Source organism: Lacinutrix venerupis (genome assembly GCF_001971745.1).
Lineage (GTDB): Bacteria > Bacteroidota > Bacteroidia > Flavobacteriales > Flavobacteriaceae > Lacinutrix > Lacinutrix venerupis.
The window spans coordinates 1,385,038-1,411,998 of record NZ_CP019352.1; the positions used below are offsets into that span (position 1 = coordinate 1,385,038).

The window sequence follows — 26,961 nt, forward strand, 5'->3', positions numbered from 1 at the left end:
GGTAATTTGTATAAAAAAAAAGCACGCTAAAAAGACTGTTTAAAAGTAAAAATCCTACTCGATAGAGTAGGATTAGTTTAGTTAATTAAAATAAGTGCGGTTAAGTTTAAATATTATTTAGGGCATCAACAAGCAATGTTTTTTTATTTCTACTTAAAGGGATTTCGTAGGAACCAACTTCAACATTTTTACTGTTAAATCTATCTACTTTGTCAAGATTTACAATATAAGATTTGTGTATTCTTAAAAATTTACCGTCAGGTAATTCGCCTTCAAAAGCTTTCATTGTAGATAAAACAACAAGAGAAGTATCTTCGGTAACTAATTTTACATAATCACCAAGAGCTTCAATCCATTTTATATCCTTAATATATACTTTACGTTTTTTAAGGTTACTTTTTACAAAAATATGTTCACCTTCGGTTTCGTTAAAATCTAATTTAAGTTTATGTTGTTCTAAAGCTTTTTCAACAGCTTGATTAAAACGTTCACGAGTAATAGGTTTTTGTAGGTAATCTGTAGCATCGTAATTAAAAGCTTTAAAAGCGTATTCAGTTTTTCCAGTAACAAAAATAATTTGTGGTCTGTTATTTAATACGTCTAAAAGCTCGAAACCATTAAGTACGGGCATTTCAATATCTAGAAATATAAGATCTACCTTGTGAGTATTTAATCCGTTTTTTGTTTCTAAAGCACTGCTGTATTCAGCAATAAGATTTAATGAGTTATTGTTCTCAATCAATTTAACTATTGAAAGTCTTTGTATTGCTGAGTCATCAACTACTACACAATTTAGAGTCATAGCGTTTGTATATTTGGGTTTAATTATCGACAATGTTACAAAAAATTCGGATTAAAACCAAAAAACATCGCTTAAATGTAAAATTTAACAATTTTTTTAGATTTAAAATGAGTTTAAAAATTGTTTCAATTTAATTTTAAAAAGAATTGTGAGTTATAATAAAAAGAGTTATTTTTGCACTCATTTTTAACACAAATAAATAGATTTTTATGAATCATTATGAAACTGTTTTCATCTTAAATCCCGTTTTATCTGATACACAGATAAAGGAAACAGTAAAGAAATACGAAGATTTTCTTACTGAAAGAGGAGCAAAGATGGTAGCCAAAGAAGATTGGGGCTTAAAAAAATTAGCTTACCCAATTCAAAACAAAAAAAGTGGATTTTACCACTTATTTGAGTACACTATAGATGGTGAACACATTACTCCTTTAGAAGTAGAGTTTAGACGTGATGAGCGTTTTATGCGTTACTTAACTGTAGCTTTAGACAAGCACGCGATTTCGTGGGCAGAGAGAAGAAGAGTTAAATTAAACAAAAAAGCGTAATTATGGCATCTATCGAACAACAAGCAAAAGGAAAAAAAGAAGGTGAAATTAGATATTTAACACCTTTAAATATTGATACGAACAAGCAAAAAAAATATTGTCGTTTCAAAAAATCTGGAATCAAGTATGTAGATTACAAAGATGCAGATTGGTTATTAGGGTTTGTTAATGAGCAAGGTAAAATTTTACCAAGACGTTTAACAGGAACTTCTTTAAAATACCAAAGAAAAGTATCTGTAGCAGTAAAAAGAGCACGTCACTTAGCTTTATTACCATACGTAACAGATTTATTAAAATAAAACTAGCATAACAATGGAACTTATATTAAAACAAGACGTTGAAAACTTAGGATTTAAAGACGATGTTGTAACGGTTAAGAACGGTTATGGTAGAAATTTTTTAATTCCTACAGGACACGCTGTATTGGCAACATCTTCTGCAAAGAAAGTATTAGCCGAAAACTTAAAGCAACGTGCCTTTAAAGACAAAAAATTAATTGAAGAAGCGAATACTACAATTGAAGCTTTAAAACAATTAGATATTAAAATCGCTGCTAAAGCAACAGAAGGAGCTTCAGCTGGAGATAAATTATTTGGATCTGTAACTAAATTAGATTTAGTGGATGCTTTCGAAAAAGAAGGACACACTATTGATAGAAAGTTTATCACTATTACAGGTGGAAACATTAAACGTTTAGGACAGTACACAGCAACTGTACGTTTACACAGAGAAGCAACAGCAGATATTGATTTTGAAGTTGTAGCTAAATCTTAAGATTTTAAATCACATAGTACAAAACCGTTTGGAGTCTCTTCAAACGGTTTTTTTAATTTTAAATTTTACGCTAACGCAGAATTACTAATGAAAAAACATTTACATTTTATAGTATTAATTGTCTTACTTGTTTCTTGCAAGAATGATGTTTCTAAAAATGAAACTTTACCTCAAACTAATACAGAAATTATAAAAAAATCTGTTTTAATTGAAACTTTTAAATATAAGCCTAATGCAGCACCAATTATAAGTGTACATCGTGGAGGAAAGAGTATAAAAAACTACCCAGAAAATTGCTTAGAGACTTTACAATATGTAAACGATAGTATTCCTGCTATTTACGAAATAGACGTAGCTAAAACAAAAGATTTTAAACTTGTATTATTACACGATAATACTTTAGATAGAACAACTACAGGTTCTGGAAAAATTTTAGATTATACTTATCAAGAATTACAAGCCTTTAATATGGTTGACGATTTTGGTAACGAAACCAGTTTTAAAATTCCATTATTTACTAATGTTTTAAAATGGGCAAAGCAAAATAATGTAGTGTTAACAGTAGATATAAAAAGAAGTGTTAATGTTGAAACAGTAATAGATGCTATTAGAAAAGAACAAGCAGAAGATAACTGTATTATAATTACTTACGATTTAAAACAAGCACAGAAAGCTTATAAGTGGGCACCAGAACTTCTATTATCTGTTTCTGCAAGGAATGATAAGGAGTTAGACTGGTTATTGCACTCTAATATTCCTACCGAAAATATGTTAGCTTTTACTGGAACACGCTTATCTCCAGATGCGTTTTATAAAAAAGTACAATCTTATGGTATAAAAACAATTTTAGGTACATTAGGAAATTTAGATAATCAAGCAAAATCTAAAGGAGAAGTGCCATACAGTGTTTGGAAAAATAAAGGAATAGATATTTTTGCAACAGACAGGCCGTTTGCGGTGGCAAAAGCTTTAAATATTAAAAAATAGAATAAACAATTAAGATGAAATACGCTAGGTTAACAAAAGAGCAGTTTGAAGAGTTACATAAGGAGTTTATAAACTTTTTAGCAACACAATCTATAACAGCAGAAGAATGGGCAAATTTAAAAGCCAATAAGCCAGAATTAGCAGAAGTAGAATTAGATGTTTTTAGCGATTTAATTTGGGAAGGAGTACTAAATCAAACCAGATATTTAGAGCACATTTCTCCAAACGATATTCATTTGTTTTCTTTAAACGAAGATAACATGCATTTAATTGGTATTAAAGTAAAAGAAGATGTCGATTTAACAACAAAAGAAGGCTTTAATTGGTTAAGAAATAACTTAATGCATGATAATGTAGAATTTGTTCAAGCCAAAAAAGACTATAGCGAAGATAAAAATTTAGATAAATTTACTCTTATACAACAAGGATCTAATATAACTAAAGGAGAGTTGTACGAGTATATGTTTAAGTTAATAAATTAACGAGTTCCTGAGAAGGAAGAAACCTTATAAATAGTAGAAATAATTTTCCTTATTATTTCAAATTAATTCTTCTATTTTTGTCATTCCGCACTTGTTGTGGAACCTAAATTTAAGATAACGTCACTTCGAATAATTCTTAAATATTAAGAATTGTATCGAGAAGACCTAAAACAGATCCCTTTTTTAAAAGGGAATTATTATGGCACAAAAACCAAGTATACCAAAAGGAACAAGAGATTTTAATCCCGAACAAGTTGCAAAACGCAATTACATATTTAATACTATAAAATCTCAATTTAAAACTTTTGGATTTCAACCTATAGAAACACCAAGTTTTGAGAATAGTGATACTTTAATGGGAAAGTATGGTGAAGAAGGTGATCGTTTAATTTTTAAGATTTTAAATAGTGGTGATTATTTATCCAAAGTAAATGATGAAGAATACGCAGGTAAAGATTCTAATAAAATTACCGCTAAAATTTCAGAAAAAGCTTTGCGCTACGATTTAACAGTGCCATTTGCTAGATATGTAGTACAACACCAAAACGATATAGATTTCCCTTTTAAGCGTTACCAAATGCAACCAGTTTGGAGAGCAGATAGACCACAAAAAGGACGATTTAGAGAGTTTTATCAATGCGATGCAGATGTTGTTGGTAGTGATAGCTTATGGCAAGAAGTAGAATTTATACAACTTTACGATAATGTGTTTACTGCTTTAGGTTTAAAAGGAACTACTATTAAAATAAATAATCGTAAAATACTTTCTGGTATTGCTGAAGTAATAGGTGCTAGCGATAAACTTATAGATTTTACTGTAGCTTTAGATAAGTTAGATAAAATAGGAGAGGAGAAGGTAAAAGAAGAAATGTTAGGTAAAGGAATTTCGCAAAGCGGAATAGATAAATTGCAACCATTGTTTTCTTTAACTGGAGATTTTAATTCTCAAATAGAAAGTTTAAAAGACATTCTTAGTACTTCCGAAGAAGGAAAAAAAGGTATTGAAGAATTAGATTTTATTAATAAAGCAATTAGTGAGCTAGACCTAAAAACTGCTAATTTACAGTTAGATGTTACTTTGGCTCGAGGATTAAATTATTACACAGGCGCTATTTTTGAAGTGTCTGCACCACAAGGAGTAAAAATGGGATCTATTGGCGGTGGAGGAAGATATGCCGATTTAACTGGTGTTTTTGGTCTTAAAAATGTAAGTGGTGTTGGTATAAGTTTTGGTTTAGACCGTATTTATTTAGTGTTAGAAGAATTAGGATTGTTTCCAGAAACTATTGCTAAAAGTACAGAAGTTCTATTTATAAATTTTGGAGATGCCGAAGCATTATTTAGTTTAAAAGCAATTAAATATTTAAGAGAAACAGGTATTAATGCAGAGCTTTATCCAGATAAAATTACAAATGGAAAGCATATGAAAAAGCAAATGAATTATGCTAATAAACGTAATATTCCATTTGTGGTTTTAGTAGGAGAGGAGGAAATGAATAAAAATAGTTATACTTTAAAGAATATGAAATCTGGAGAACAGAATAAAGTAGAACTAAAAGAACTAATAAGTTTATTAAAAAATTAATAGGAATATTATAATAATTAAAAAACCTGAGGACTTATTGTTCTCAGGTTTTTTTAGTTTTTATTTAGATGTAAGTAATAAATTAATTAACTAATATTTTTTTTGATTTTGATTCTACATCCGAATTAACTCTTAAAATATATTGTCCAGACTTTAAGTTATTTGTCTGTATTACAATTTTTTCTTCTTTACCAATAGAATTATACTTTGCTTTTAATTTTCCAGAAAATGAATAAATTTCGACAGATGTAATAGGAGCAGTAGCAGGATTGTTAATGCTAATTTGTTTTGAGTTGTTTAAAAACTGAATTTGAACACCAGCTTCAGCCTTTAAACCTAAGCTAATATCTATGTTTATACCAAAAACGTCTTCGTCTTCTTCATCGGTATTATCTGTTGTAGAATTTTCTTCTTCTTCTTCTTCTTCTGTGGTTTCAATTTCATTTATAAAACGTAATTCAAATCGATTTACATAGTCTCCAGCATTTAAAGTTAAAGAAACTCCAGTGTTATTTTTTATGTTGTAATAAGTGTTGTCTTCTTTATCAAAAAGAAAAATCTCTCTATCCTCTGGTACATTTTGTAATTGGTCTATTACTATAGTGTAATCACCATCTATAGCAGTATGTACACCTATAGGTAAAATTGAATTTTCGTCTATATTGTCTATACCTTGAATATTAAATTTTCTATTATCTATTATCCAGTAAATATCATCTGGATTAGTGTTAAAAATTTCGGCATCGTAACCAAAATCTATTCCTGCAGTCGCATTATTATCTACAGTTACTAAAATTTGTTTGTGAGTATTGGTTGTAGAGGTAAAGCCTAATCTAATTTTCATTCTATCATCATTATTAGTCCCTTGTTGGGCAAATAAATTGATACAGAATAATGTAATTATAAACGTATATAATATTTTTTTTAGCGAAAAATTATTCATGGTTAGCGATTTTAAAAAACAAAAAAAGTAAGATTTTGTTTCTCTCAAATTTATAGCAATAAGTAAGTTAAATTTTAAAAAAAGCTACAAAAAACTAATAAATACGATGTACGGCAAGTTTGTGTTAATTTTTACGATTAACTACTTTTTACATAAAAAGAAAGCCTGAAACTTAATGTTTCAGGCTTTAGAATTTTTAGATTTCTATATATTACTCAACTAAAACTTTTTTAGAGAGTTTTCCGTTTTCGGTATTAATTTCTATAATATATGCTCCAGTAGAAATATTACTAGTTTTTAATTCAATAATACTGTCATTTTCTATTTCGGTATATTTTATAATTGACTGACCTAAAATATTAAATAATTCTACAGATTTAATAATTTCGAATTCTGGATTATTAATAACAATAGTTTCGTTATTGTTTGCAAAATAATATTGTAAACTAGTTTCAGCTTCAAAATCTTGAGTGCTTAAAGTATTTGCGTTAGAGAACCTTAAGTCAAAACGGTTTAAATACTCACCTGCATTTAAATTAACGGTAAATTCCGGGTTATTTCTAATATCAAAATAAGTATCTGTAACGTTGTCATAAATGTATATCTCTAAATCATTAGGAACATTTTCTAAAGCATCAATTTTAATACTGTTATCTCCATTTTCATTAGTAATAATTCCTAATGGTAAAATTGTAGAAACATCTATTTGGTTTGTTCCTTGAATAAGAAATTTTTTATCATCTATATCCCAAAACATGTCGGTAACTTGAGAATCGTTAGATTCTCCATCATATCCAAAATCTACTTGTGGTGTAGCATTTACATCTTGTGTTACTAGGATTTGTCTTGTATAAGTATCATTAACAGAATTAAAACCTAATCTAATTTTTAATCTATTATCATTATATACAGTTTCGTTTGGTTGGTTATTGCTTTGTCTTATAAATACAGAGTTCGCTCCTTCTTTTTCAAAAACACGTTGTCCGTTATTAAAGTTTATAGTTCCAGAACTAGATCCTGTAACAAAGAAACTTTGTCCAACAGGAATATAACGGTCTGGAGTTTTTGTTGGTGTTCCTCCTGTTGTAGTTCCTCCTGTTGTATAATCGTGTTGCATAGCTGGTATACCTCCCGAAAGATTATATGTTGCATAACCTCCTTCATACTGTGATACATAATGAGATCCTCCACCAAAGTGCTCCCAAAAATATACTGTACCAGTAGTGTTTGTGTTATTTAATATAAATGTATTAGCGTCTAATGCTGATGCATATGGATTACCAACTAAATAATCATAATTGTTATCTATAGTTAAGTTAATATCACCATTATTAGGCTTTCCTCTAAAAACATAGTTTTGTTCTAAAGCAATATTGCCATTTGTGTTACTTACACCTTTCATTGTAAATCCTTCTCCTGCAGACATTGTTCCAGTACTACGTACATGTTGCCAGTTGTAATAGTCTGTAGCTAAGTTTGCATACTTCCAAATCCAGTAATCTGCAATACCTATAGGTGAGCCAGATGTTCCATTATAACCATTAATTATAAAATTAATAGCTTGAGGTGAAGCAGGATTAGTACCGTCTAACAATACATCTGGAATTGTGTAATTATTGTTGTTAGTGGTCGTGTTGCTAACACCAACTGGTGAAGACCAATAATTATATGTGTATAAGTCTTGTGTACCTTGTTGGTCTCTTTCTAATAGTCCAGAACTTGTTACATCTAAATCTGAATCTATTGTTTGTATTAATTGAGATTCTCCTTCTAAATCTATTTTACCATCTAAGTTTAGATAGTGAGATATTGTTAAAGCATTCCCTGAGTTTGTAGCTGTATTTCCTGCTACAGATAAAGTGTTACCTATAACATTAAGAGATAATAAAACTCTATTGCTATTGTTTGCAGTAGGTAACGATGTATTATCCATAGTAATGTTGTGGTTTGTTTCTACAATATTCCAATCTACAGTAGTGTCGCTATTTACTATAGAAGCGGCACCAGGAATTGTTTGCACATCTCCGTTAAGCCATGTGCTGTTTAAATTCCAATCTGTATTATTTGCCGTTTGGTAAGGTAATGGTGCAGTTTGAAAATCTACTGTGTTTAAGTTTCTTAAAGCACCTTGATTTCCATTCCCAGAAGCATCTTCTGTATTTGTATATGTATAAATAGACATTGGATAATATGCAGCTAAAGCATTCCACGGTATGGTTGCAACATCGTTTTTAGTTATAGACGATGGAATAACTTTACCATTAACAAAACCAGTATTTTCTTGAATTTCTTGATTCATTATATACTGTAATTGTGCTTGAGTAAGTTCTGTATCCCAAATTCTAACTTCATCAATATTTCCTCTAAAGTATTGTGTAGGCGTGTTTTTTCCTGCAGCAGCAATATTAAAAGACTCATCTGTATCTATAGGTGCATTTCTATTTGCAGATCGGTCTAATACACCATCAATATATAGGTAAACTCTTGTACCGTTGTAGATGGCAGCAACGTGATGCCACTCATCGTCTGGAATAGAAGTGTTAGATGTTAGGTTTTGGTTGGTTCCATTTATCCAACGCATTTGAATTCTGTTATCATTTATTATCCTAAAATCATAACCTTCTGTATAAGCTACATCTCGTTTAGATATAATAGATGCATTACCAGTATCTGCGGCATCTCTTTTTATCCAAGCAGAAATTGTAAATCCAGATGGATTTAAATTTAACTTATTAGACATATCGATATAGTCTTGCGAACCGTCAAAATAAACAGAACGTGTTACTTCTACTTGCGGTGCATAACCAAAAGTGATATATTTAGTACCATTAAAATCGTAATCTGCTTCTAGATTAGATCCATTTATTTGCATTAATCTATAATCTGCAGTAGGATCGAATACTGGTGTATCTGAAATAAACATATAATAACTTCCAGGAGGACTAATATTTCTAATAGCATCTTGAGGAATACTTACTTTTACAGAACCTACATCTCCACCAGTTTCAACAACTTTCCAGATACGTTGCATTCCTAAAAAGCTTACAGGAGTCGACAATCCAGAAATTCCAGAACTTAAATCTACAGCAACGGTTATTGGAGCAGCATCTAAACTAGCATTGTTATTTCCCCAAACTAAATAGTTTTTATCATTTAAAGTTTCAGTATTTGTTGAAATGTTTTCTGAATTAGTATTATAAATGTCGTTTAATCCCATAGTAAGGATACCTTCAATTCTTCCAAAACCATCTACAGCATCATTTACACTTCTAGATTGTTTTTGGTTTAATTCTCCATCATCATCTCTACCAATACCAGCAATATCGTAATTGTATCCAACGTTTGCAGATTGATCCCAAATAACGTCTCCGTCACTATCTACATAATCTTGCGAAGTACCGTTAACACCTAATGTTATACCGTATTTAATGGCAAGATAAGATTGTATTCTATTACGTTCTTGAGTAAGGTTGGCATCAGATTTTCTTGAGTTATATGTTATTACTTCTGCAATACGACCATCAAAACTACCATTCCAGTATTGGCTTCTTCCTAACCAATATCTTCCATTGTTAATAGTAGCATATTTGGAAATGTCATTTGTTTCATTTCCAACCTGATTGGCGTTGAAATATAATTCCATATCAGTATCAGCTGCGTTTTGTCTAATATTTATTATTTGAATTTTATTATAATCGTTAGTTGAGTTTGTATCTGCTCTTCCATATCCATTTTCAGCAACTGATTCGCCTTCACTGGTGGTTCCAATACAATAAGTTAACCTTTCGTTATTAAACCTTGCAGTGTAAGATCCATAACCAAAACCAGTTACATCTTCTGCATAACTTTCAGCTAAGGGATCTGAGCTGGTAAAAGTATCTAAAGGAATCATTGAAGTGGTAACTGTAGGATCTGGCATTAGTACCACAAACATATCATTTGTATTAAAACCTCCTGTACCTTTTAGCTCATCTCTATTAGTAATATATGTCATATCACTATATGCTGTATTATTGTCGTTTTCAAACTCAATAACAGGATTAAAGTTCATGTTTTTTACAGTATTGTTTCTAAATACGGGTTCTTGACCAGCAACAACAACTTCTGCATTATTTCCTTTTCCATTATCTATCCATTGGCTTACAAGAGATCCATCGGCAGCAGTTGTAGTTCCATTTACTTGATCTGCTTTTAACCATAAGTCTAAATTATTAGTTACTCCACCTGGACCTGTAGTAGGATTAGCATATGTAGTACCCGATATAGTAATATCATCTACCATTACATAATCACCAGTGTTACTAGCATCACAACGTATTCTAAATCTTCCAGTAGGTAATATAGGTAAAGTATAATCTGTAGACATTAATGTAACAGTTTTACTATAAAATATAACAGAATTTGTAGATTGAAAGTCTGCACTTTTATTAGCTACACTACCACTTACAAATCTAGCAACAGTTTCCCAATTGGAGAAAACACCACCATCGTGATATTCTACAAAAAAATCTTCTCCTGTTTCCATGCTATATGTAGTAAAGAAAAATTTAATATCAACTTTATCGTACAATCCTAAACTAAAAAAAGGAGAGGTCATTGTGGAATTATTGCCAAGATTATCTCTTAACCAGAAACTATTATTTCCACTATATGCGTAAGTTCCATTATTGTTACGAAATCCTTGGTTACTTTCTGTCCAACCTTGTGTTCCAGATTCAAAGTCATAAAAACCAAGAGTTGTTGTTGTTTGTGCTTGAGATGAGAACAGATTAATTAATCCTAAAAAAGCTATTATAGCTAATAGGTTTGCTTTGAGGGTAGTTTTTTTCATAGGTTAATAGGTTAATTTAGGGAACCTAGTTTGTAATAGGTTGTAAAACTACAATATTAGTCCTTAAAAAGCAAAAATAATCGATGAAATGCATATTCAGTTTGTAATACGTTGATTTTTAGTTCTTTATAAAATAAAAAATCAGTGTATTTGAGCGTGTAATTATGTGTTTTATCGATAAAAGATTATTTGAAAATAAAAAAGTTGAGCATTAATATGCTCAACTTTTTTTATTAATTAAATAATTACTTTAGAATTTAATCATTTTTTGAGTATGAATAATTAAATTTTTAGAATTAGAAAGTCTTAAAAAATAAGGAGCTTGATCTAATCTTTCTAAACCATTAATTGTTAATTTTCTTAATGATGGAGTAGTGGTTTTAGTATAAACAACTCTTCCATTTAAATCGTAAATTGTTACTGTTATTATTTCATTATTATAATTTAATGGTAATAAAATATTAATAGTTGAATTAAAAGGATTAGGACTAATACTAATGTTTTCATTTTCAAATTCTGTAGATCCTAAGGTTTCTTCATCATATCCATCACAATCTTCATCAATACCATTTTGAGGAATCTCAGTTGCTTCTGGATTTATTAAGTTGTTAGAATCATCACAATCTGAATCATTTGTAACGTAGCCCATTGGCTGAGTGCAATCTTGAATTGAATTATTTGCATCACCATATCCATCATCATCTGTATCTGCATAATAAGTGATTGCTGTTCCGTTATTTGTTATTTCCCATGTACATGTAGTGTCGTTAAACGTTGCAGTTTCGTAACATTCTGTAGCAGGTTCTGAATCTTGAGTTCCTGTATTTTCCCACTGGCACGTACTATCGTTAAATTGGTAGTTATCCCAACAGTTAACGGCAGTTGGTTCAGGATCTTGAGTTCCTGTGTTTTCCCATTGGCATGTGCTATCGTTAAATTGGTAATTATCCCAACAGTTAACAGCCGTTGGTTCAGGATCTTGAGTTCCTGTGTTTTCCCATTGGCATGTGCTATCGTTAAATTGGTAATTATCCCAACAGTTAACAGCCGTTGGTTCAGGATCTTGAGTTCCTGTATTTTCCCACTGGCACGTACTATCGTTAAATTGGTAATTATCCCAACAGTTAACAGCCGTTGGTTCAGGATCTTGAGTTCCTATGTTTTCCCATTGGCATGTGCTATCGTTAAATTGGTAATTATCCCAACAGTTAACAGCCGTTGGTTCAGGATCTTGAGTTCCTGTGTTTTCCCATTGGCATGTGCTATCGTTAAATTGGTAATTATCCCAACAGTTAACAGCCGTTGGTTCAGGATCTTGAGTTCCTGTATTTTCCCACTGGCACGTACTATCGTTAAATTGGTAATTATCCCAACAGTTAACAGCCGTTGGTTCAGGATCTTGAGTTCCTATGTTTTCCCATTGGCACGTACTATCGTTAAATTGGTAATTATCCCAACAGTTAACGGCAGTTGGTTCAGGATCTTGAGTTCCTATGTTTTCCCACTGGCACGTACTATCGTTAAATTGGTAGTTATCCCAACAGTTAACGGCAGTTGGTTCAGGATCTTGAGTTCCTGTGTTTTCCCACTGGCACGTACTATCGTTAAATTGGTAATTATCCCAACAGTTAACAGCCGTTGGTTCAGGATCTTGAGTTCCTGTGTTTTCCCAAGAACAATTTGTATAGTTGTAAGTGTAATTGTCCCAGCAATTTACTGTAGCAGGTTCATCTTGTAGTGTTATTGTTACAACGGCTGTACAAGTGTCAGAATTTCCATTAGCATCAGTTACGGTTAAGGTTATATTATTTGGACCTTCATCTTCGCAAGTAAAACTTGTTTTAGATGCAGAAATACTAGCTATTCCGCAATTATCTGATGAGCCATTATTAATTTGAGAAGCTGTTATAGTTGCATTACCTGTATTATCTAATTGTACAGATATGTTTTGGCAAACAGCTGTTGGATTTTCGTTATCTGCTATAATGTTTACATTAAATGATGCTGTTTCTGTATTGCCGTTATTATCGGTTACAGAGTAACTTATGGTTGTGTTTCCAGATGGAAAAGTGTCTCCACTGTTTAATCCTGTAGCATCAGTTCTAACTACAGTTAAAGTGGTATCACAATTGTCTGTTGCTGTTGGGTCTGTCCATGTTGGATTATTGTTTCCACAGGTAAACGATTGGTCACTAGGTACATTAACGAATTCTGGGTTTACTTGGTCTACTACAGTAACAGTTGCGGTACAAGTATCGGTTTGAGATTCGGCATCTGTAACAGTAAGTGTTACGGTAACTGGAGTTCCAATATTAGAACAATCGAAAGTATCAATATCTATTGCGTAGTTTGTAATAGCTACATCGTCTGTAGAACCATTATCTATATCTGTTGCTATAATAGTTGCATTACCGGTATTATCTAATTGTACTGTAATGTTTTGGCAAGCCGCTACAGGTGGTGAAGAAGTGGCTACATCTGCTGTAAAATTAATATTGTCTACAGAGATGTCACTTCTAAAACCAGAACCAGTAATACCATGAAAACGTAATTTAATTGTTTGTCCATCGTAATCAGATAAATCAATAGTTTCTGTTAACCATGGATTTGAATTAGCTGTTGTTTGAGAGTTTGGCTGACCTATTTGAGTAAAAACAGTATTGAAAGTTGCAAAATTATCTGTACTAACTTCTACGTATAAATTTCCCATTGTTGCACCAAACATATGGTAGTCGAAAGAGAATTGAGAATTTTCGTAACCATCTAATTCAAAACATGGACTTGTGATATAAGCAACTTTGTTAGGGTAACCAGTTCCTTCTCCTGATGCTTCAGTATAAATATAAAACGTGCCATTACTTGCTCCAGAAGGACCAGTAATATCTGGATTATTAGTAGTGTTTGTTGGTGTCGTTCCAGAGTTTCTTGTCCAATCTATATCGTCTCCACTTGTGTTATTTGTCCATAAACCGAAATTTGATTCAAAACTTTCAGAGTATGGAAATGAGACAACAGGAGTGCCTGTACAAGGTACAGCTGCCGGAGTTGTAAAGTTTTCAATAGCGCTATAACTAGAAGTATTAGTTTCGCATCGTGTTCTTACACGTACATCGTAATCTGTATCTGCCGACAGTCCTGTAATAGTGTAGCTATTTGTAGAAAGGTTTGTAACAGTTGTCCAACCAGCTGCTCCAGATCCAGTTTCTCTATATCTTAAATCGTAAGTAGCAGAAGTTACTTCAAACCAATCTACTTGAGCACTAAATGCTGAGATATTTGAAACAGCAAGGTTTGTAGGTACAGTGGTTTGGCAAGCTACATTAACGCTTATAATTTTAAAATCGTCTATAAAGAAACCATCGTTTGTTGTAGAGTAGTTTTCATTTACATTACGATTATCTGTTCTAAAATTAAATCTTATTCTTACGTTGTTTGAGTTAAGAAGAGAAGCATAATTGCTAGCATCTATAGTAAATTCTTCCATTACCCAATTGTCCATTCTATCTCCATCATAAACTTGCCCAGAACTATTAGCTTGAAAATTAGGGTTATCTCCACTAGAACTTTTATTATCATGACTTGTTGTTGCACTAGTTGCATTTGGTTTTGTGTAATTTCCGCAAAGCGGTAACCAGTTAGAACCACCATCTGGCGAAGCTAATACTTCAACAAAATCATAATTTCTTTCTATATCCCACTTAGTATAAAACTGTATAAGTACTTCTTCAGAATTTGTAAAGTCGAAACTATTTGTTGTAGTTAATGTTTTTGTAATGTTATTAGAATATGTTCCAGTGCTTAAAGCATTAGATCCTGAATATGCGTCTGATGTTGTATTTGTCCAACCATTAGATTGTGTCCATCCTGTTAAGCCTGTGGCATCTGGATCATGATCGAATAAAAGTGTTGGTTGATAGTATTTTTTATAGTTAGCTTCATATATAATGCCATCATCGTTAGAAAGTTTAACATTATATTGAATTTCTTCGTTAGGAGTAATACCTGAATTTAAATTTAAAGAAAATGAAACTGTTCTTTGTGATAGAACAGGCATTCCTGTTTCTGTTACAGGAGAAGATATACTTGCTATATTAGGTGAAATAGGAGTTACTGTTACAGTAAAATCACTAGCTGTTTGTCCTATACGCTCAATACCAAATTCTAAATTTTCAGATAAGCTTGTTATGTTACTTTGTGTTAAATCATGAAGTTTAGCGTATTTACCTCCATAATAAGCTGTTGCTAAGGAAATTCTCATAGAGCGTTTAGCAATAGGAATTATAGTAGATGGTGTAGGCCAAAAACCTTCGCCACCATGTTCTGGAGTAGTTGCAATAATAGCTTGACCAGAACCTGTAGAGTTATTATTATCTGGCACACCACCCATCATCCAATCATCAGGTAAACCATTAGATTCATAAAAAATAGTAGCTCCATATAAATATCTGTTATAGCGCGTCATTTCTTCATGCCACTTGTAGTATTCATCTTCTCTACCAGAACTATCGGTAGGTTCGCCACCATATGGATGTGGTACAGAGTTGGCAAAAGAGTGGTTCCAAACAGCAGATTTAATATTTCTGGTATTAATAAAATCTACCATAATTTGAGTCTCAGGTTCAGACTCTGGAGCTGGACCTCTGTAGGTACCACTTGTTTGTGTACCAGAAGAACCAATATTGTTGTATCCCCAATAATAATCGAAGTTTCTATTTAAATCGACACCTCTATTGTCTGAAGTGTTACCAGTGCCACCTGTGTTAGGTCTTAAATTTTTACGTTGGTAATAGCTCCCATCGTCTACTAATCCGTCTAATCTTGCATCTAAATGTTCATTCCATTTTAAACCATCAGGATTTACAACAGGTACAAAATATAATTCGTTATTATCTACTAGCTCTTTAATGGCAGGATCTGTAGCGTAATTTTCAACTAAATACCACATAAAGTACATGTTATTCATTAAAGCACTTACCTCTCTAGAGTGAATCATAGAAGTAAATAATATTTGTGGTTTTGTACCTTCCGGTGTTGTGCTTTGATCACCAGTTATTCTTATATAATATATAGTTTCTGGGTCCCAAAACGTTTTTCCGTCTCTATCTGGTTGATTTTCAAATGAGCTCGCTGTACCTTGTCCAGAGTAAGTAAGACCATTATTTGTAATTGTGTTAGCTGGATTTCCCCAAGTTTTTTGTCCGGTAGAAGATGCATTTGCTTTAACAGATACAATATCTAAACTATTAGTTTGAGAGTATGTGTACATATCATCTAACTCATTTTGTACTTCTCTATACGTTAAACATCCAGCCCAATTACCTAAATTGAAATTTTGAGGTTCAACAAAATCTATTTCGTCACATCCAGTATATTGAATAATGTTATTTGTTACAATATTTGAAATTGAAGATTTATAATTGTTAGATTGTGCCGCTGCTCGAGATTGAGCATTTTTTAATTCGGCTTTAGCTTTAGGAAGGTCTATTTTTGCTTTTTCGGAGTAAAATTTTTGTAAATCGTCTATTTCAACCGTAAAAGAAACATTGTTTGCTCTTAAATTATTAATCTCTTTTGCAGATAAATCAAGAGAAATAGCTTCTCCTTCATGTTTAGCGCCACAATTTAAATCAATGCCTTGCAAAGCAATAGTGTTTGCTATATGTTGGTTTGCATGGTTAATTTTAATGCGAGAATACTTTTCTTGCGAAAAAGAAAATGCCACCATAAATAAGGCAACACATAGTAAGGTAATTTTTTTCATGTTTAGTAGAATTGGATTATCTAATTTAGTTTGCTAAACTATTAAAAATGATTCAAATATCATCTACAAAACGCAAAAAAATACGATTAAAAGCTATTTAGTATTTTAAACAGCTGATAATTAAATAATTATGAAATGCATTTTTATCGGATTAAATGCGTTTTTTTTGATGTAAATATAGCTTTAAAGTCTGTTTCTATATTTAATTTATACTTTAAACGGTTGTAATATTATGTAACTAAATTCTATGTTGTTTAAAAAAACAATAAACAGACTATTAGTTTCTTAGAAGGTGATATTATGTGTTTTTATAATTATATCGTAATAATATTCGCTTATCTTGCGGCCGTTTTATTTGTATAAAATAAAATTAATTTTAAAGTATAATTATGGATAATAAGCTTGATAAAAAGGATAGTATAGATCAAATAAATAATGTTATTAAAAATTATTTTGATAATAATACTAAAGTAAACTGGATTGCAATAAAAGATATCATGCCAGATATGGTAAGCACTGGTGTATTTAATAAAGATGTTAAAAAGGGTTTGCCATTTAGAAAAGTATTAAGAGCTTTAGATAAAGATAATAAACTAGATAGAATACCACTTATTCATGCAGAGAGAACAGAAACAGCTGTGTACTGGTATTTAGTAAGGGAAGGTGCTAACTTGCCAAAAAATGATGCTATTGTTACTGTGTCTAAAAAAGAAAAATTAAAAGAAAGTAGAGAGCGTAGCGACGAGTTCTATATTTTAAATATTTGCGATGAGCTACTTAACGAAAAATCTTCACGTAAGCATACGTTTGCTTCTTTAGTTGGAGATTTACATAAAAGAGGAAAAACTAGAACAAAACTTCCTTTAGCTGCATTTTATAACGATGCTAATTTAGCTATTGAATTTCTAGACAAGCAAAATAAAACAGAGCAAGAGCTAGAAAAATTAAAGGTAATGACGGTAAGTGGTATTACTAGAGGTGAGCAAATAATAAAGTATAAGAATAAACGAAAAGATATACTTAAAAAGAAAAATATTAATTTAATTGAAATTGATTATGCTTTATTTGAACAAGATAAAAAACAGAATTTAAAGCGTGAGAAGAATGAAGATGTAAAACTTCTTAAAAAACTTCTTAAAAATTATATTAAATAACCTTCGTTAAAAACTATTCTTTTATAATAACTTCTAAAATATTTGCATTACTACTATTAGCTTCGTTAGATATAAACAATCTATTGTCTTCACTAAAAGTAATACCTTCCGGTTGTTCAAATTTCTTCTTATCTAATGGTAGTACTTTAGATAATTCACCATTTTTGGTAAGTATTAAAAGTTTTGGATTTTTACCTTCAATAATATAAATATCTTTAGTCTTCGGGTGTATTGCTATATCCGAAGGATTAAAGGTTTTTTCGATACTTTTTTGTTTATACGATTTAAATTTAATGTCATTTAAATTAATTTTTGCAATAGGCTCTAAGTTCATTATTTTAGTATCTAAAGGTATTTCATAAATATTTTTGAAACTCTTATCGTCTAAATCTATATTTTTTGCAATGGTAAGTAACCGGTTATTATCTGGATCAAAAGTTAAACTTTCAATATTATTTTTTACTTTAAAAGGTGTTTCAATTTCAGAAATTTCAGGATTTTCAGACTCATAATCTTTAATTTCAAAAATAACACCTTCGCTATGCATTACATAAGCATCAGATTCGTTAATGGCTATAGCTTCGTAATCTCCAGGTTTACCAAATTTTACTTTATATTCTATTTCATTATCATTTATATTATAAATAAAAATAATGCCATCTTCATCTTGAACACATGCAAATCGCCCATTACCAAGAGAGGTAATACCGCTAATTTCGTTTAATATCTCTGGTAAAATATATGCGTTTTTTATAGAATAGGTTGCATGGTATTTATCTTCTTCTGTTAATTGCTTTTTAAGAATAGAGTCTGTAATTGGTTTTTGTAATCCTAAAATTAAAACACTTACAAGAACCGAAATAATTACAGTAATATTAAAGTTTGATATTTTCATATGTGTATAAGATACTTTTTATTAATTAATACTTGTGTTAAAAAGTTTATAAAAGTATTAATACAAAAATATGAACTTTAAGTGTTAGTTAAAAGTTTAGTTAGAAACCTTTAACAAAATAAAATTGTAATATTTATTTAAATCTGTTTACTATTTTTAGCATCTTTTCGGTTAAACTATACAACCAATATAATTGTTCCCAAATTAAGTGTGCCTCTTTGTGGTTTCTTATATTGTTAGTTTGTAATAATACTTGATTGGTTATAGTTTTAAACGGAAAAATAAAAGCATTCTCTTTTGTTTCTAAAGTCTTATTTTTTAACTCAATATCTTCAAAGTTAATAGTTGCTAAATCTTTGCAAATAGTATTAAGATTGTTTGTTATTTTATTAGTAATTAATTTAAAATCTTTTGAAGCTTCTGTTGTAGCATGATTTTGAATATATGCGCTTAATGAAGCTAAAGCAGAAAGAAAACTATGGTTTACAACAACTAATTGGTATATATCATCAATATGATTTTGTTTGGATTTAGGCTCTTGAGCCATACGCTGAAACGCAGAACTTAAATTAGAGGTTTGTAAAAAGGCTTCTTTTCTATTAACTTTTAAACTTGTTGGTACTTTTCCTTTAGTTTGATAATGATTGGTAATAGAATTAAAAAACAATGTATTTGCTTTTAAGCTGTTTTTTAAATACTCGTTTATTTCCATAAAAGACCAAGCAGGCCATAACCATAGCATTGCTGCAAAAGATAATAATGCTCCAATTAAAGTATCTAAAACTCTAAATTGGATAACTTTTAAAATATTAGGTTCTAAAATAGCATAAATAAAAATTACACTAAGTGTTATAAAAGTAGCAGAAGCTTTATAGTTTTTCTGTACCATAGAAAAAGCAATAACCAAAGCAATTATGCCTAAACCACCATATAAATAAGGACTATTTATTAAAAATACTAAGCCACTTGCTAAAATAGCACCTATTAATGTTCCAATAATTCTATCTTTAGTTCTTGTTTTTGTTAGACCATAACTTGGTCTCATAATCACAATTATTGTAAGTATAATCCAATACGGATTCTGAAAATCTAAAAACATACCCACAGCATAGCCAAGCATTACCACAAATGCTAAACGTAAAGAGTGTTTAAAAATATTAGATCTAAAACTAAAATTTCTAATTAGTAATTTAGGGTTATAATCTTGTGAAACTATAAAACGATTTAATTTATCGTTTTTAATATAATCATCACTTTTTAAATCTGGATTACCTAAAAGCCATTTAATTTTCTTTAGTTTTTCGTTTTGTTTTTTTTGATAGTCTAAAAAATTATGAAGCATTAAGTATAATTCATAATCTTCAGAGTTATTTTCATTTTTAAATTTTAAAATACTTTTTTCTAAAGTGGTAAATGCTTTAGTAAGCATATTACTAACTTGTATTTTTTTTGGATTATTAATATTTTCAGCAATACTTAATAATTGTTTTGATAGTTCTGAAATTATATTTTTAAATTCTCTTTTTATATTTGGATGAAGTTTAAGTAAAGCATCTCTTTTATCGTTGTTTACAGGATTTGCAATTGCATTTTCTAAAATTTCAATTAATTGTATAAATACAAGTAGCCTCTTACTTTGGTAATTAGATTTTCCAGAGCTTTTTCTTGATAAAATGAGTATTTCTCTTAAAGTTTCATGATGCTCGGTTAACTCACTTTGCAAAGTCATAAGCTTAGTTTTTAAGCTGTATTTTTCTTTTTTCTTACCTATTAATTTTTTTCTAACATTTAGAAATTCTGCTGTAAGTACAATGGTTTCTTTAAGAAGTTCTTCGGTTTGTGCTTTAGGGTTTATATAATACCATATTGTTGATATTAATAAATACCATAAACCACCTAAACCAATTAATAATGCATATTGGTAGACTTCAAGATTTTCTAAAGTATGTGCAAAACTTAAAACTAAAGCTAATAGTCCAGAAAAGCTTATTAATGAAGCTCGAAACCCATAAATAGAGATAAAAGCAATACAAAAGGTTAAAACACCTAAAATTGGATATAAAAAATAACCTGTTAAGTGAAGAAAGCCACCTATAAAACTTATTATAGAAACTAATAAGGCAGAAAATAATATGCCAATTTGCTTGTGTTTTAAACTACCATTAACATCACTTGGAGAGCACCAAAAAGCACCAAAACATAAGGCTAAACCAATTTCAAAACGTTTAGTAATTATGCCTAGAATTATAGGTATACTAACGGCAAGACTAATTAAAATAGCTTTGCTAAAACTGGTGCTTTTAAAAAAATTTAAAAGTTCCTTAGAGTTATTTAAAATATAATTTAAAATATGAAGTTTGCTTAAAATTTAAAGTAAAGGTACAATATGAATATACAAATTTGTGTTATTAAATTTGAAATTATTTTATTTAACCAATATGCTTTAATTTAAAATAGCTAAAAGAAATAAACCTTGTAACAAACCACAACTACATTACACGAGTAGATTTAAAAAACTTCATGTAATCCTCTGGAATTGTGTCTATATTTACTAAAGATCCTTCTTCTACATAAGGGTAAATTTCTTCGTAAGTTTTAACATCATATAAACCAACTCGTTTGCTAATGTGATTTCTAGTTAATTCGTTAGGGCTATTTAAGCCGGCAGCAGCAACAAGTTCTAAAAAGCTGTGTATTGTTGCTTCATGGTAGCGTTGAGCTCGAGGTGCTTTATCATCTACAACTAATCCTTTAACTAAAGAAGGATTTTGTGTTGCAACACCTACAGGACATGTGTTTGTGTTACATTGTAAGGCTTGAATACAGCCAATAGATAACATCATAGCTCTAGCACTATTACAACCATCTGCACCTAAAGCAATTGCTCTTGCCATATGGAAACCAGAAATAATTTTACCAGCAACAATAACTTTAATATCTTTTCTTATACCAAATCCAACAAGTGTATCATGAACAAAAATTAAACCTTCACGCAAAGGCATTCCCATAGAGTTCGAAAATTCAACTGGAGCTGCACCGGTACCTCCTTCTCCACCGTCTACTGTAATAAAATCTGGTTGTATTCCAGTATGAAGCATAGCTTCACAAAAATCCATAAATTCTTGCTTTCTACCTAAACATAGTTTAAAACCAATAGGTTTCCCGTTAGAAAGGTCTCTTAGTTTTTTTATAAAATGCATAAATCCTATTGGATCTTTAAAAGCAGAATGTGAAGGCGGAGAATGTACTGCAATTCCTGGTTTTACATGTCTTATTTTAGCAATTTCTTCTGTGTTTTTAGATGCAGGTAAAATTCCTCCATGCCCAGGTTTAGCACCTTGAGATAGTTTTATTTCTATCATTTTTACTTCTGGTCGTAGAGCATTTATTTTAAAGGTTTCCTCATTAAAAGTACCGTCTTCGTGTCTACACCCAAAATATCCTGTTCCTACTTGCCATATTAAATCTCCTCCGTGCTTTAAATGGTATTCACTAATTCCTCCTTCTCCTGTATTATGTGCAAAATTTCCCATTTTAGCACCTTTGTTTAAAGCGAGAACAGCATTATTACTTAAAGAACCAAAACTCATTGCAGAAATATTTAATAAGCTTGAAGAATAAGGTTGTTTACAATCTTTACCACCAATCATTAAACGAGGAAAAACGCCAATATCTTTAGGGTTTGTTTTTGCATACATAGAATGTTCTAGCCATTCGTATCCAGAATGGTAAAGGTCCATTTGTGTACCAAAAGGCTCGGTGTCGTTTTCTCCTTTTGCACGTCTATAAACTAAAGATCTAAGTATTCTGTTTAATGGACGACCTTGTGTATCTGTTTCCACAAAGTATTGCATAATTTCAGGACGAATAGACTCTAAAACATATCTAAATCTTCCAATAAGAGGAAAGTTTCTTCTTATAGTATGAGATTTTTGAAATATATCAAAAAGTCCCATTAATATTAAAGGTGCAACTATTAAAAATAACCACAGAATAGGTTGCCAAAATAACGCAATAGATATAATTGCAATAGTTACTAAAACAGATATTAATAAAAAATATTCGCGAACTTTCATAAAGTGTCTTAATTAATGGATAGAAAATATTTGTTATAAAAACAGTCTGTTTTTACAGCAAAAGCAAATTTATAAAATTTTATTAGGATGTTTCCAATTTTAGAAACTATTAGTTTTCTATATATGTTTTATAAAATTAAAACGGCTATGTTTGGGTTAAATAATTTTTAGCTTTTAACAAAATATATACGCTTTAAATTATTAGTATTTAAAGCGTTAATCGTTATTTTTGTTGTCTGTATAAAAAAGAAATAAATATAGTTTACAAACATGAAAGCAGTCTTTAAATATATAGTTGTTATAATACTTTTATTAGGTGTTAATAGTGCTACTGCACAAGACAATAAAATAGAAATTGTTGGTATGTTGGTAGACAATCAAAGTAATCAAACAATTCCTTACGCAACAGTAGCTTTGTATAAAAATAATAGCAAAGAGATTATTACCGGAACGACCTCAAACGATGAAGGAAAATTTACAATAAACACCTCTGCATCTAATTTTTATATTCAAATTAGTTTTATTGGTTTTAAAACAAAGCGTATTACCAATTTTACAGTAAAAAATAATAAAATAGATTTAGGAACTATTGTACTTTCTGAAGATAACGAAACGCTAGAGGAAGTTGTAATTACTGGAGAGGTTTCAAAAACTGTTTTTAAACTAGATAAACGCGTTTTTAATATAGGGAAAGATATTAGTAGTACTGGTGTAAGCGCATTAGAGGTGCTTAATAACGTTCCTTCTGTAAATGTAAATATCGAAGGAGAAATAAGCTTACGTGGAAGCTCTGGAGTTCAAATATTAATAAATGGAAAACCATCGGTATTGGCAGACGAGTCTAGTAATGCGTTAGGTACTTTAACAGCAGACATGATTGAAAGTATAGAGATTATTACCAATCCATCAGCCAAATATGAAGCATCTGGTACAGCTGGGATTTTAAATATAATTTTAAAAAAAGAAGAGAAAAAAGGATGGAATGGTTCCATTTCTGCAAATACAGGTACACCAGACAACCATAGTGTAGGTATTAGTCTTAATCGCAGAACAGAAAAATTTAATTTATTTACACAAATTGGTGTTGGTTACCGATCGCTACCAAGAGACAATGAAGCGGTTAATAGAAACTTAATAGATAACGAAGTTATATATAGCAACGGTACAGCTTATAGAGACGAAACGTTTTATAATATAACTTTAGGAACAGATTATCATATAAATGATTTTAATGTACTAACCTTATCAGGAAATTTTGCATACGAAGTTGAAGACCAACCTTCTAAAACAAATTTTAGTTTTTATGATTCTAATAATGCCTTAATTTCCAATTGGTTGAGAGAAGAAGTAACCGATGCTACCAATCCAAAATATCAATACGAACTTAATTATAAAAAACAATTTAAAAATAATAAAGACCACTCTTTACAACTTAGTGCTCTAGGCCGTTTTTTTGGAAAAGACCAAGCTTCACAATTTAAAAATACTACTATAGCAGGATCAAACGTTAATGGTAATCAACAAACAGATACAGAATTCCAACAATCAGATTATACTTTTAAAGCAGATTATACAAATCCATTATCTAAAACTTATAGTATAGAAGCTGGCGCACAATATCTAATTAACGATGTTGGTAACGATTATGAAGTAAGAGACTTTACAGATGGAGTTTACGTAGTTAATCAAGATTTAACTAATAATTTTGAATACAATCAAAAAGTGTTAGGTGTTTATTTTACAGTTGCTTATGAACTTGATAAATGGGGAGTTAAAGCAGGAATAAGATTAGAAAATACAGATTTAAATACGCTGCTAACAAATACAAACGAAGCTAATTCTCAAAATTTTACAAATTATTTTCCATCGTTTCATACCTCTTATAAAATAAACGATAATGTATCTTTTCAAGCCGGATATTCTAAACGAATCTTTAGACCAAGACTATGGGACTTGAATCCATTCTTTAATATTAGTAATAATTTTAATGTAAGACAAGGAAATCCAAATTTACAACCAGAGTTTACAGATTCTTACGAGTTAACAAGTATTTATAAAATAGGAAAAGCCTCTTTTAGTTCAAGTTTATATCATAAATATACTACAGAAGTTGTAGAACGCGTTTCTACATTTGCAGATAATGTAACAACTACAACGCCAGAAAACATAGGTACTAATGCATCGGTAGGTTTCGAAACTAACGGAAAATATAATGTTAATAAATGGCTTGTGTTAACAGGAGATTTTAATTTTAATTTTTTCGACCGTGTAGGAGCTTTTCAAGAGCAATCGTTTAATTTTTCTGGCAACCAGTGGTCGTCAAGATTAGGTTCTAAAATAGGCTTACCTGCAGACATAGATTTAGAATTAACAGGTAATTATCAATCTGGTTTCAAAACCTTTCAAGGTGACGTAACAGGCTATGCTTTTTTAGACTTAGGAGTTAGAAAAAAAATATTAAAAGGAAAAGCAGTAGTTAATTTAGGTATTCGAGATATGTTCGAGTCTCGCATCTCAGAAACCTTTGTATCTCAACCAACTTTTCAAACATATAGTTTTAGTCAAAGAGGACGTTTTGTAACATTAGGATTAAGTTATGGTTTTGGTAAAGGAGAAGCTATGACATATTCTGGAGGAAGAAGGCGTTAATTTATTTTTAGAGTTTATACTTCTTAAAACTTATAATATGCTAAAGTGTTTATTTTGTGTTAAATAAAAACTAAACTAAAAATATACTGTAAGCTTTTCTATATTGAAATCTTATCTTTGAGATTAATTTTTTTGTTAGAAAACTAGCCGTATGATTAAAAAAGTATTCCTCACACCATTCCAAAAATTTGTAAAAATTGAAAGCTTTAGTGGTATTTTGCTTATGCTTGCTACAATTATAGCATTAGTTTGGGCAAATTCACCATTTGGAGATGTTTATAGAGAATTATGGCAATACGATATTGGCATTATTACAAAAACCTTCGAATTTAAAAAGCCTCTAATCCTATGGATAAACGATGGCTTAATGGCTATATTCTTTTTCCTAATTGGTCTAGAGATTAAACGCGAATTAACTATTGGTGAGTTAAACTCTCCTAAAAAAATAGCATTTCCGTTAGTAGGAGCAATTGGCGGTATGGTAATTCCGGTTGTGTTTTTTTTACTTTTAAATAATAATCCAGAAACAGCTAAAGGTTGGGGAATCCCAATGGCAACAGATATTGCATTTTCGCTTGCTATTTTAAATGTTTTAGGAAAAAAAGTGCCATTAAGTTTAAAAGTTTTTTTAACAGCATTTGCAATAGTAGACGATATTGGAGCAGTACTTGTAATTGCTTTGTTTTATAGCGGTAGCATAAATACAACACTATTATTAGTAGCTATACTTATGTTGGCGTTTTTATACTTTCTTTCTTATAAAGGTTATTATTCTAGATTTATAATGTTTTTCTTTGGTGTAATTATTTGGTTTTTGTTTTTAAAATCAGGCATTCACCCAACTGTTGCAGGAATATTACTGGCTTTTTCAGTTCCAATTAGTCAAAAAATAGATACAAGTACATTCTTAAATCAGCTGGAAAATGTTTTTAACAATATAAAAAAAGCAAGTGTTTTAAAAAAACCAATTTTATCTGCAGAACAAATTCAATCTATAGATAATTTAAACGATTGGTCAAATAAATTTCAATCTCCTTTGCAGCATTTAGAACATAACCTACATGGTTGGGTAGCGTACTTTATAATACCAATATTTGCATTGGCTAACGCAGGAGTTTTAATAAGTGGTACCGAAAATTTAAATATTGCTTTAGTAACAAATATTATTATTTGTTTAGTTTTAGGAAAAGGAATTGGTATAAGCTTAATCGTACTTATTGCTAAAAAAATAAAATTAATAGAAGTACCGCACGATATAAGTTTTACGCATATTTTAGGAGTATCTTTTATTGCGGGAATTGGTTTTACAATGGCAATTTTTATTGGAAGTTTAGCATTTGCATCTACACCAGAATATATAGATTCGGCCAAAATAGGAATCCTTATTGGTTCCCTTATTTCAGCAATTATAGGATATTGTATTTTACGTTTTAATAAAACAAAAGCAGAACAAGTAATAATTAAAGAGTAAAAC

The 26,961-nt window shown here is 30.4% G+C and carries 16 protein-coding genes; 9 read left to right on the plus strand and 7 right to left on the minus strand.

Annotated features, from left to right (window positions below; translation table 11 throughout):
* Window positions 1-106 precede the first annotated feature (106 nt).
* Window positions 107-802 carry a LytR/AlgR family response regulator transcription factor gene (locus tag BWR22_RS06320; protein WP_076732722.1) on the minus strand — a complete coding sequence of 232 codons (696 nt, stop codon included), beginning with the start codon at window positions 800-802 and terminating at the stop codon, window positions 107-109.
* A gap of 209 nt (window positions 803-1,011) precedes the next feature.
* Between BWR22_RS06320 and rpsF the strand changes: the two genes are divergently transcribed.
* The 6 genes from rpsF to hisS all read left to right on the plus strand — a co-directional run bounded on the left by rpsF (window position 1,012) and on the right by hisS (window position 5,178).
* Window positions 1,012-1,350 (plus strand): 30S ribosomal protein S6, encoded by a 339-nt coding sequence (gene rpsF, locus BWR22_RS06325; RefSeq protein WP_076732723.1) that lies wholly within the window; start codon window positions 1,012-1,014, stop codon window positions 1,348-1,350.
* Window positions 1,351-1,352: 2 nt separating this feature from the next.
* A complete protein-coding gene (gene rpsR, locus BWR22_RS06330; RefSeq protein WP_076732725.1) occupies window positions 1,353-1,649 on the plus strand; it encodes a 30S ribosomal protein S18 in 297 nt (98 codons plus the stop codon).
* Window positions 1,650-1,662: 13 nt separating this feature from the next.
* Window positions 1,663-2,124 (plus strand): 50S ribosomal protein L9, encoded by a 462-nt coding sequence (gene rplI, locus BWR22_RS06335; RefSeq protein WP_076732727.1) that lies wholly within the window; start codon window positions 1,663-1,665, stop codon window positions 2,122-2,124.
* 87 nt (window positions 2,125-2,211) lie between these two features.
* Entirely contained in the window at window positions 2,212-3,111 is a 900-nt protein-coding gene (locus tag BWR22_RS06340) for a glycerophosphodiester phosphodiesterase family protein (RefSeq protein ID WP_076732729.1), read from the plus strand.
* A 14-nt stretch (window positions 3,112-3,125) separates the two neighbouring features.
* Window positions 3,126-3,593, plus strand: coding sequence for a DUF6495 family protein (locus BWR22_RS06345; RefSeq protein ID WP_076732730.1), 468 nt, complete (start codon window positions 3,126-3,128; stop codon window positions 3,591-3,593).
* 199 nt (window positions 3,594-3,792) lie between these two features.
* The gene (hisS, locus tag BWR22_RS06350; RefSeq protein WP_076732732.1) at window positions 3,793-5,178 is read left to right on the plus strand and encodes a histidine--tRNA ligase; all 1,386 of its coding nucleotides are present in this window, start codon (window positions 3,793-3,795) and stop codon (window positions 5,176-5,178) included.
* Between the two features lie 82 nt (window positions 5,179-5,260).
* Here hisS and BWR22_RS06355 read toward each other — a convergent pair whose 3' ends face one another.
* The 3 genes from BWR22_RS06355 to BWR22_RS06365 all read right to left on the minus strand — a co-directional run bounded on the left by BWR22_RS06355 (window position 5,261) and on the right by BWR22_RS06365 (window position 16,713).
* Window positions 5,261-6,121, minus strand: a complete 861-nt coding sequence (locus BWR22_RS06355) for a T9SS type A sorting domain-containing protein (protein WP_083678230.1) — start codon at window positions 6,119-6,121, stop codon at window positions 5,261-5,263.
* Between the two features lie 211 nt (window positions 6,122-6,332).
* Window positions 6,333-10,952, minus strand: a complete 4,620-nt coding sequence (locus tag BWR22_RS06360) for a LamG-like jellyroll fold domain-containing protein (RefSeq protein ID WP_076732736.1) — start codon at window positions 10,950-10,952, stop codon at window positions 6,333-6,335.
* Window positions 10,953-11,202: 250 nt separating this feature from the next.
* Window positions 11,203-16,713 carry a M14 family zinc carboxypeptidase gene (locus tag BWR22_RS06365; RefSeq protein WP_076732737.1) on the minus strand — a complete coding sequence of 1,837 codons (5,511 nt, stop codon included), beginning with the start codon at window positions 16,711-16,713 and terminating at the stop codon, window positions 11,203-11,205.
* A gap of 389 nt (window positions 16,714-17,102) precedes the next feature.
* On the opposite strand from BWR22_RS06365, the gene BWR22_RS06370 reads away from it, so the two are divergent.
* A complete protein-coding gene (locus BWR22_RS06370; protein ID WP_076732739.1) occupies window positions 17,103-17,867 on the plus strand; it encodes a hypothetical protein in 765 nt (254 codons plus the stop codon).
* Window positions 17,868-17,880: 13 nt separating this feature from the next.
* On the opposite strand, the gene BWR22_RS06375 is transcribed toward BWR22_RS06370, so the two are convergent.
* From BWR22_RS06375 to BWR22_RS06385, 3 genes are all read right to left on the minus strand, one after another.
* Window positions 17,881-18,762 carry an SdiA-regulated domain-containing protein gene (locus BWR22_RS06375; RefSeq protein ID WP_076732741.1) on the minus strand — a complete coding sequence of 294 codons (882 nt, stop codon included), beginning with the start codon at window positions 18,760-18,762 and terminating at the stop codon, window positions 17,881-17,883.
* Window positions 18,763-18,895: 133 nt separating this feature from the next.
* Window positions 18,896-21,130 carry an FUSC family protein gene (locus tag BWR22_RS06380; protein WP_317042544.1) on the minus strand — a complete coding sequence of 745 codons (2,235 nt, stop codon included), beginning with the start codon at window positions 21,128-21,130 and terminating at the stop codon, window positions 18,896-18,898.
* Between the two features lie 121 nt (window positions 21,131-21,251).
* A complete protein-coding gene (locus BWR22_RS06385) occupies window positions 21,252-22,838 on the minus strand; it encodes an FMN-binding glutamate synthase family protein (RefSeq protein ID WP_076732745.1) in 1,587 nt (528 codons plus the stop codon).
* A 270-nt stretch (window positions 22,839-23,108) separates the two neighbouring features.
* On the opposite strand from BWR22_RS06385, the gene BWR22_RS06390 reads away from it, so the two are divergent.
* The gene (locus BWR22_RS06390; protein ID WP_076732747.1) at window positions 23,109-25,487 is read left to right on the plus strand and encodes an outer membrane beta-barrel family protein; all 2,379 of its coding nucleotides are present in this window, start codon (window positions 23,109-23,111) and stop codon (window positions 25,485-25,487) included.
* A gap of 151 nt (window positions 25,488-25,638) precedes the next feature.
* Window positions 25,639-26,958, plus strand: a complete 1,320-nt coding sequence (gene nhaA / locus BWR22_RS06395; RefSeq protein WP_076732749.1) for a Na+/H+ antiporter NhaA — start codon at window positions 25,639-25,641, stop codon at window positions 26,956-26,958.
* Window positions 26,959-26,961: the final 3 nt, after the last annotated feature.

Excerpts from the sequence above, each read along its gene's own strand:
- rpsF (WP_076732723.1), top strand. The coding sequence starts at position 1,012 with ATGAATCATTATGAAACTGTTTTCATCTTAAATCCCGTTTTATCTGAT.
- BWR22_RS06345 (WP_076732730.1), top strand. The coding sequence starts at position 3,126 with ATGAAATACGCTAGGTTAACAAAAGAGCAGTTTGAAGAGTTACATAAG.
- hisS (WP_076732732.1), top strand. The coding sequence starts at position 3,793 with ATGGCACAAAAACCAAGTATACCAAAAGGAACAAGAGATTTTAATCCC.
- BWR22_RS06320 (WP_076732722.1), bottom strand. The coding sequence starts at position 802 with ATGACTCTAAATTGTGTAGTAGTTGATGACTCAGCAATACAAAGACTT.
- rpsR (WP_076732725.1), top strand. The coding sequence starts at position 1,353 with ATGGCATCTATCGAACAACAAGCAAAAGGAAAAAAAGAAGGTGAAATT.
- BWR22_RS06385 (WP_076732745.1), bottom strand. The coding sequence starts at position 22,838 with ATGAAAGTTCGCGAATATTTTTTATTAATATCTGTTTTAGTAACTATT.
- BWR22_RS06375 (WP_076732741.1), bottom strand. The coding sequence starts at position 18,762 with ATGAAAATATCAAACTTTAATATTACTGTAATTATTTCGGTTCTTGTA.
- nhaA (WP_076732749.1), top strand. The coding sequence starts at position 25,639 with ATGATTAAAAAAGTATTCCTCACACCATTCCAAAAATTTGTAAAAATT.
- BWR22_RS06365 (WP_076732737.1), bottom strand. The coding sequence starts at position 16,713 with ATGAAAAAAATTACCTTACTATGTGTTGCCTTATTTATGGTGGCATTT.
- BWR22_RS06390 (WP_076732747.1), top strand. The coding sequence starts at position 23,109 with ATGAAAGCAGTCTTTAAATATATAGTTGTTATAATACTTTTATTAGGT.
- BWR22_RS06340 (WP_076732729.1), top strand. The coding sequence starts at position 2,212 with ATGAAAAAACATTTACATTTTATAGTATTAATTGTCTTACTTGTTTCT.
- BWR22_RS06355 (WP_083678230.1), bottom strand. The coding sequence starts at position 6,121 with ATGAATAATTTTTCGCTAAAAAAAATATTATATACGTTTATAATTACA.
- rplI (WP_076732727.1), top strand. The coding sequence starts at position 1,663 with ATGGAACTTATATTAAAACAAGACGTTGAAAACTTAGGATTTAAAGAC.
- BWR22_RS06360 (WP_076732736.1), bottom strand. The coding sequence starts at position 10,952 with ATGAAAAAAACTACCCTCAAAGCAAACCTATTAGCTATAATAGCTTTT.
- BWR22_RS06370 (WP_076732739.1), top strand. The coding sequence starts at position 17,103 with ATGGATAATAAGCTTGATAAAAAGGATAGTATAGATCAAATAAATAAT.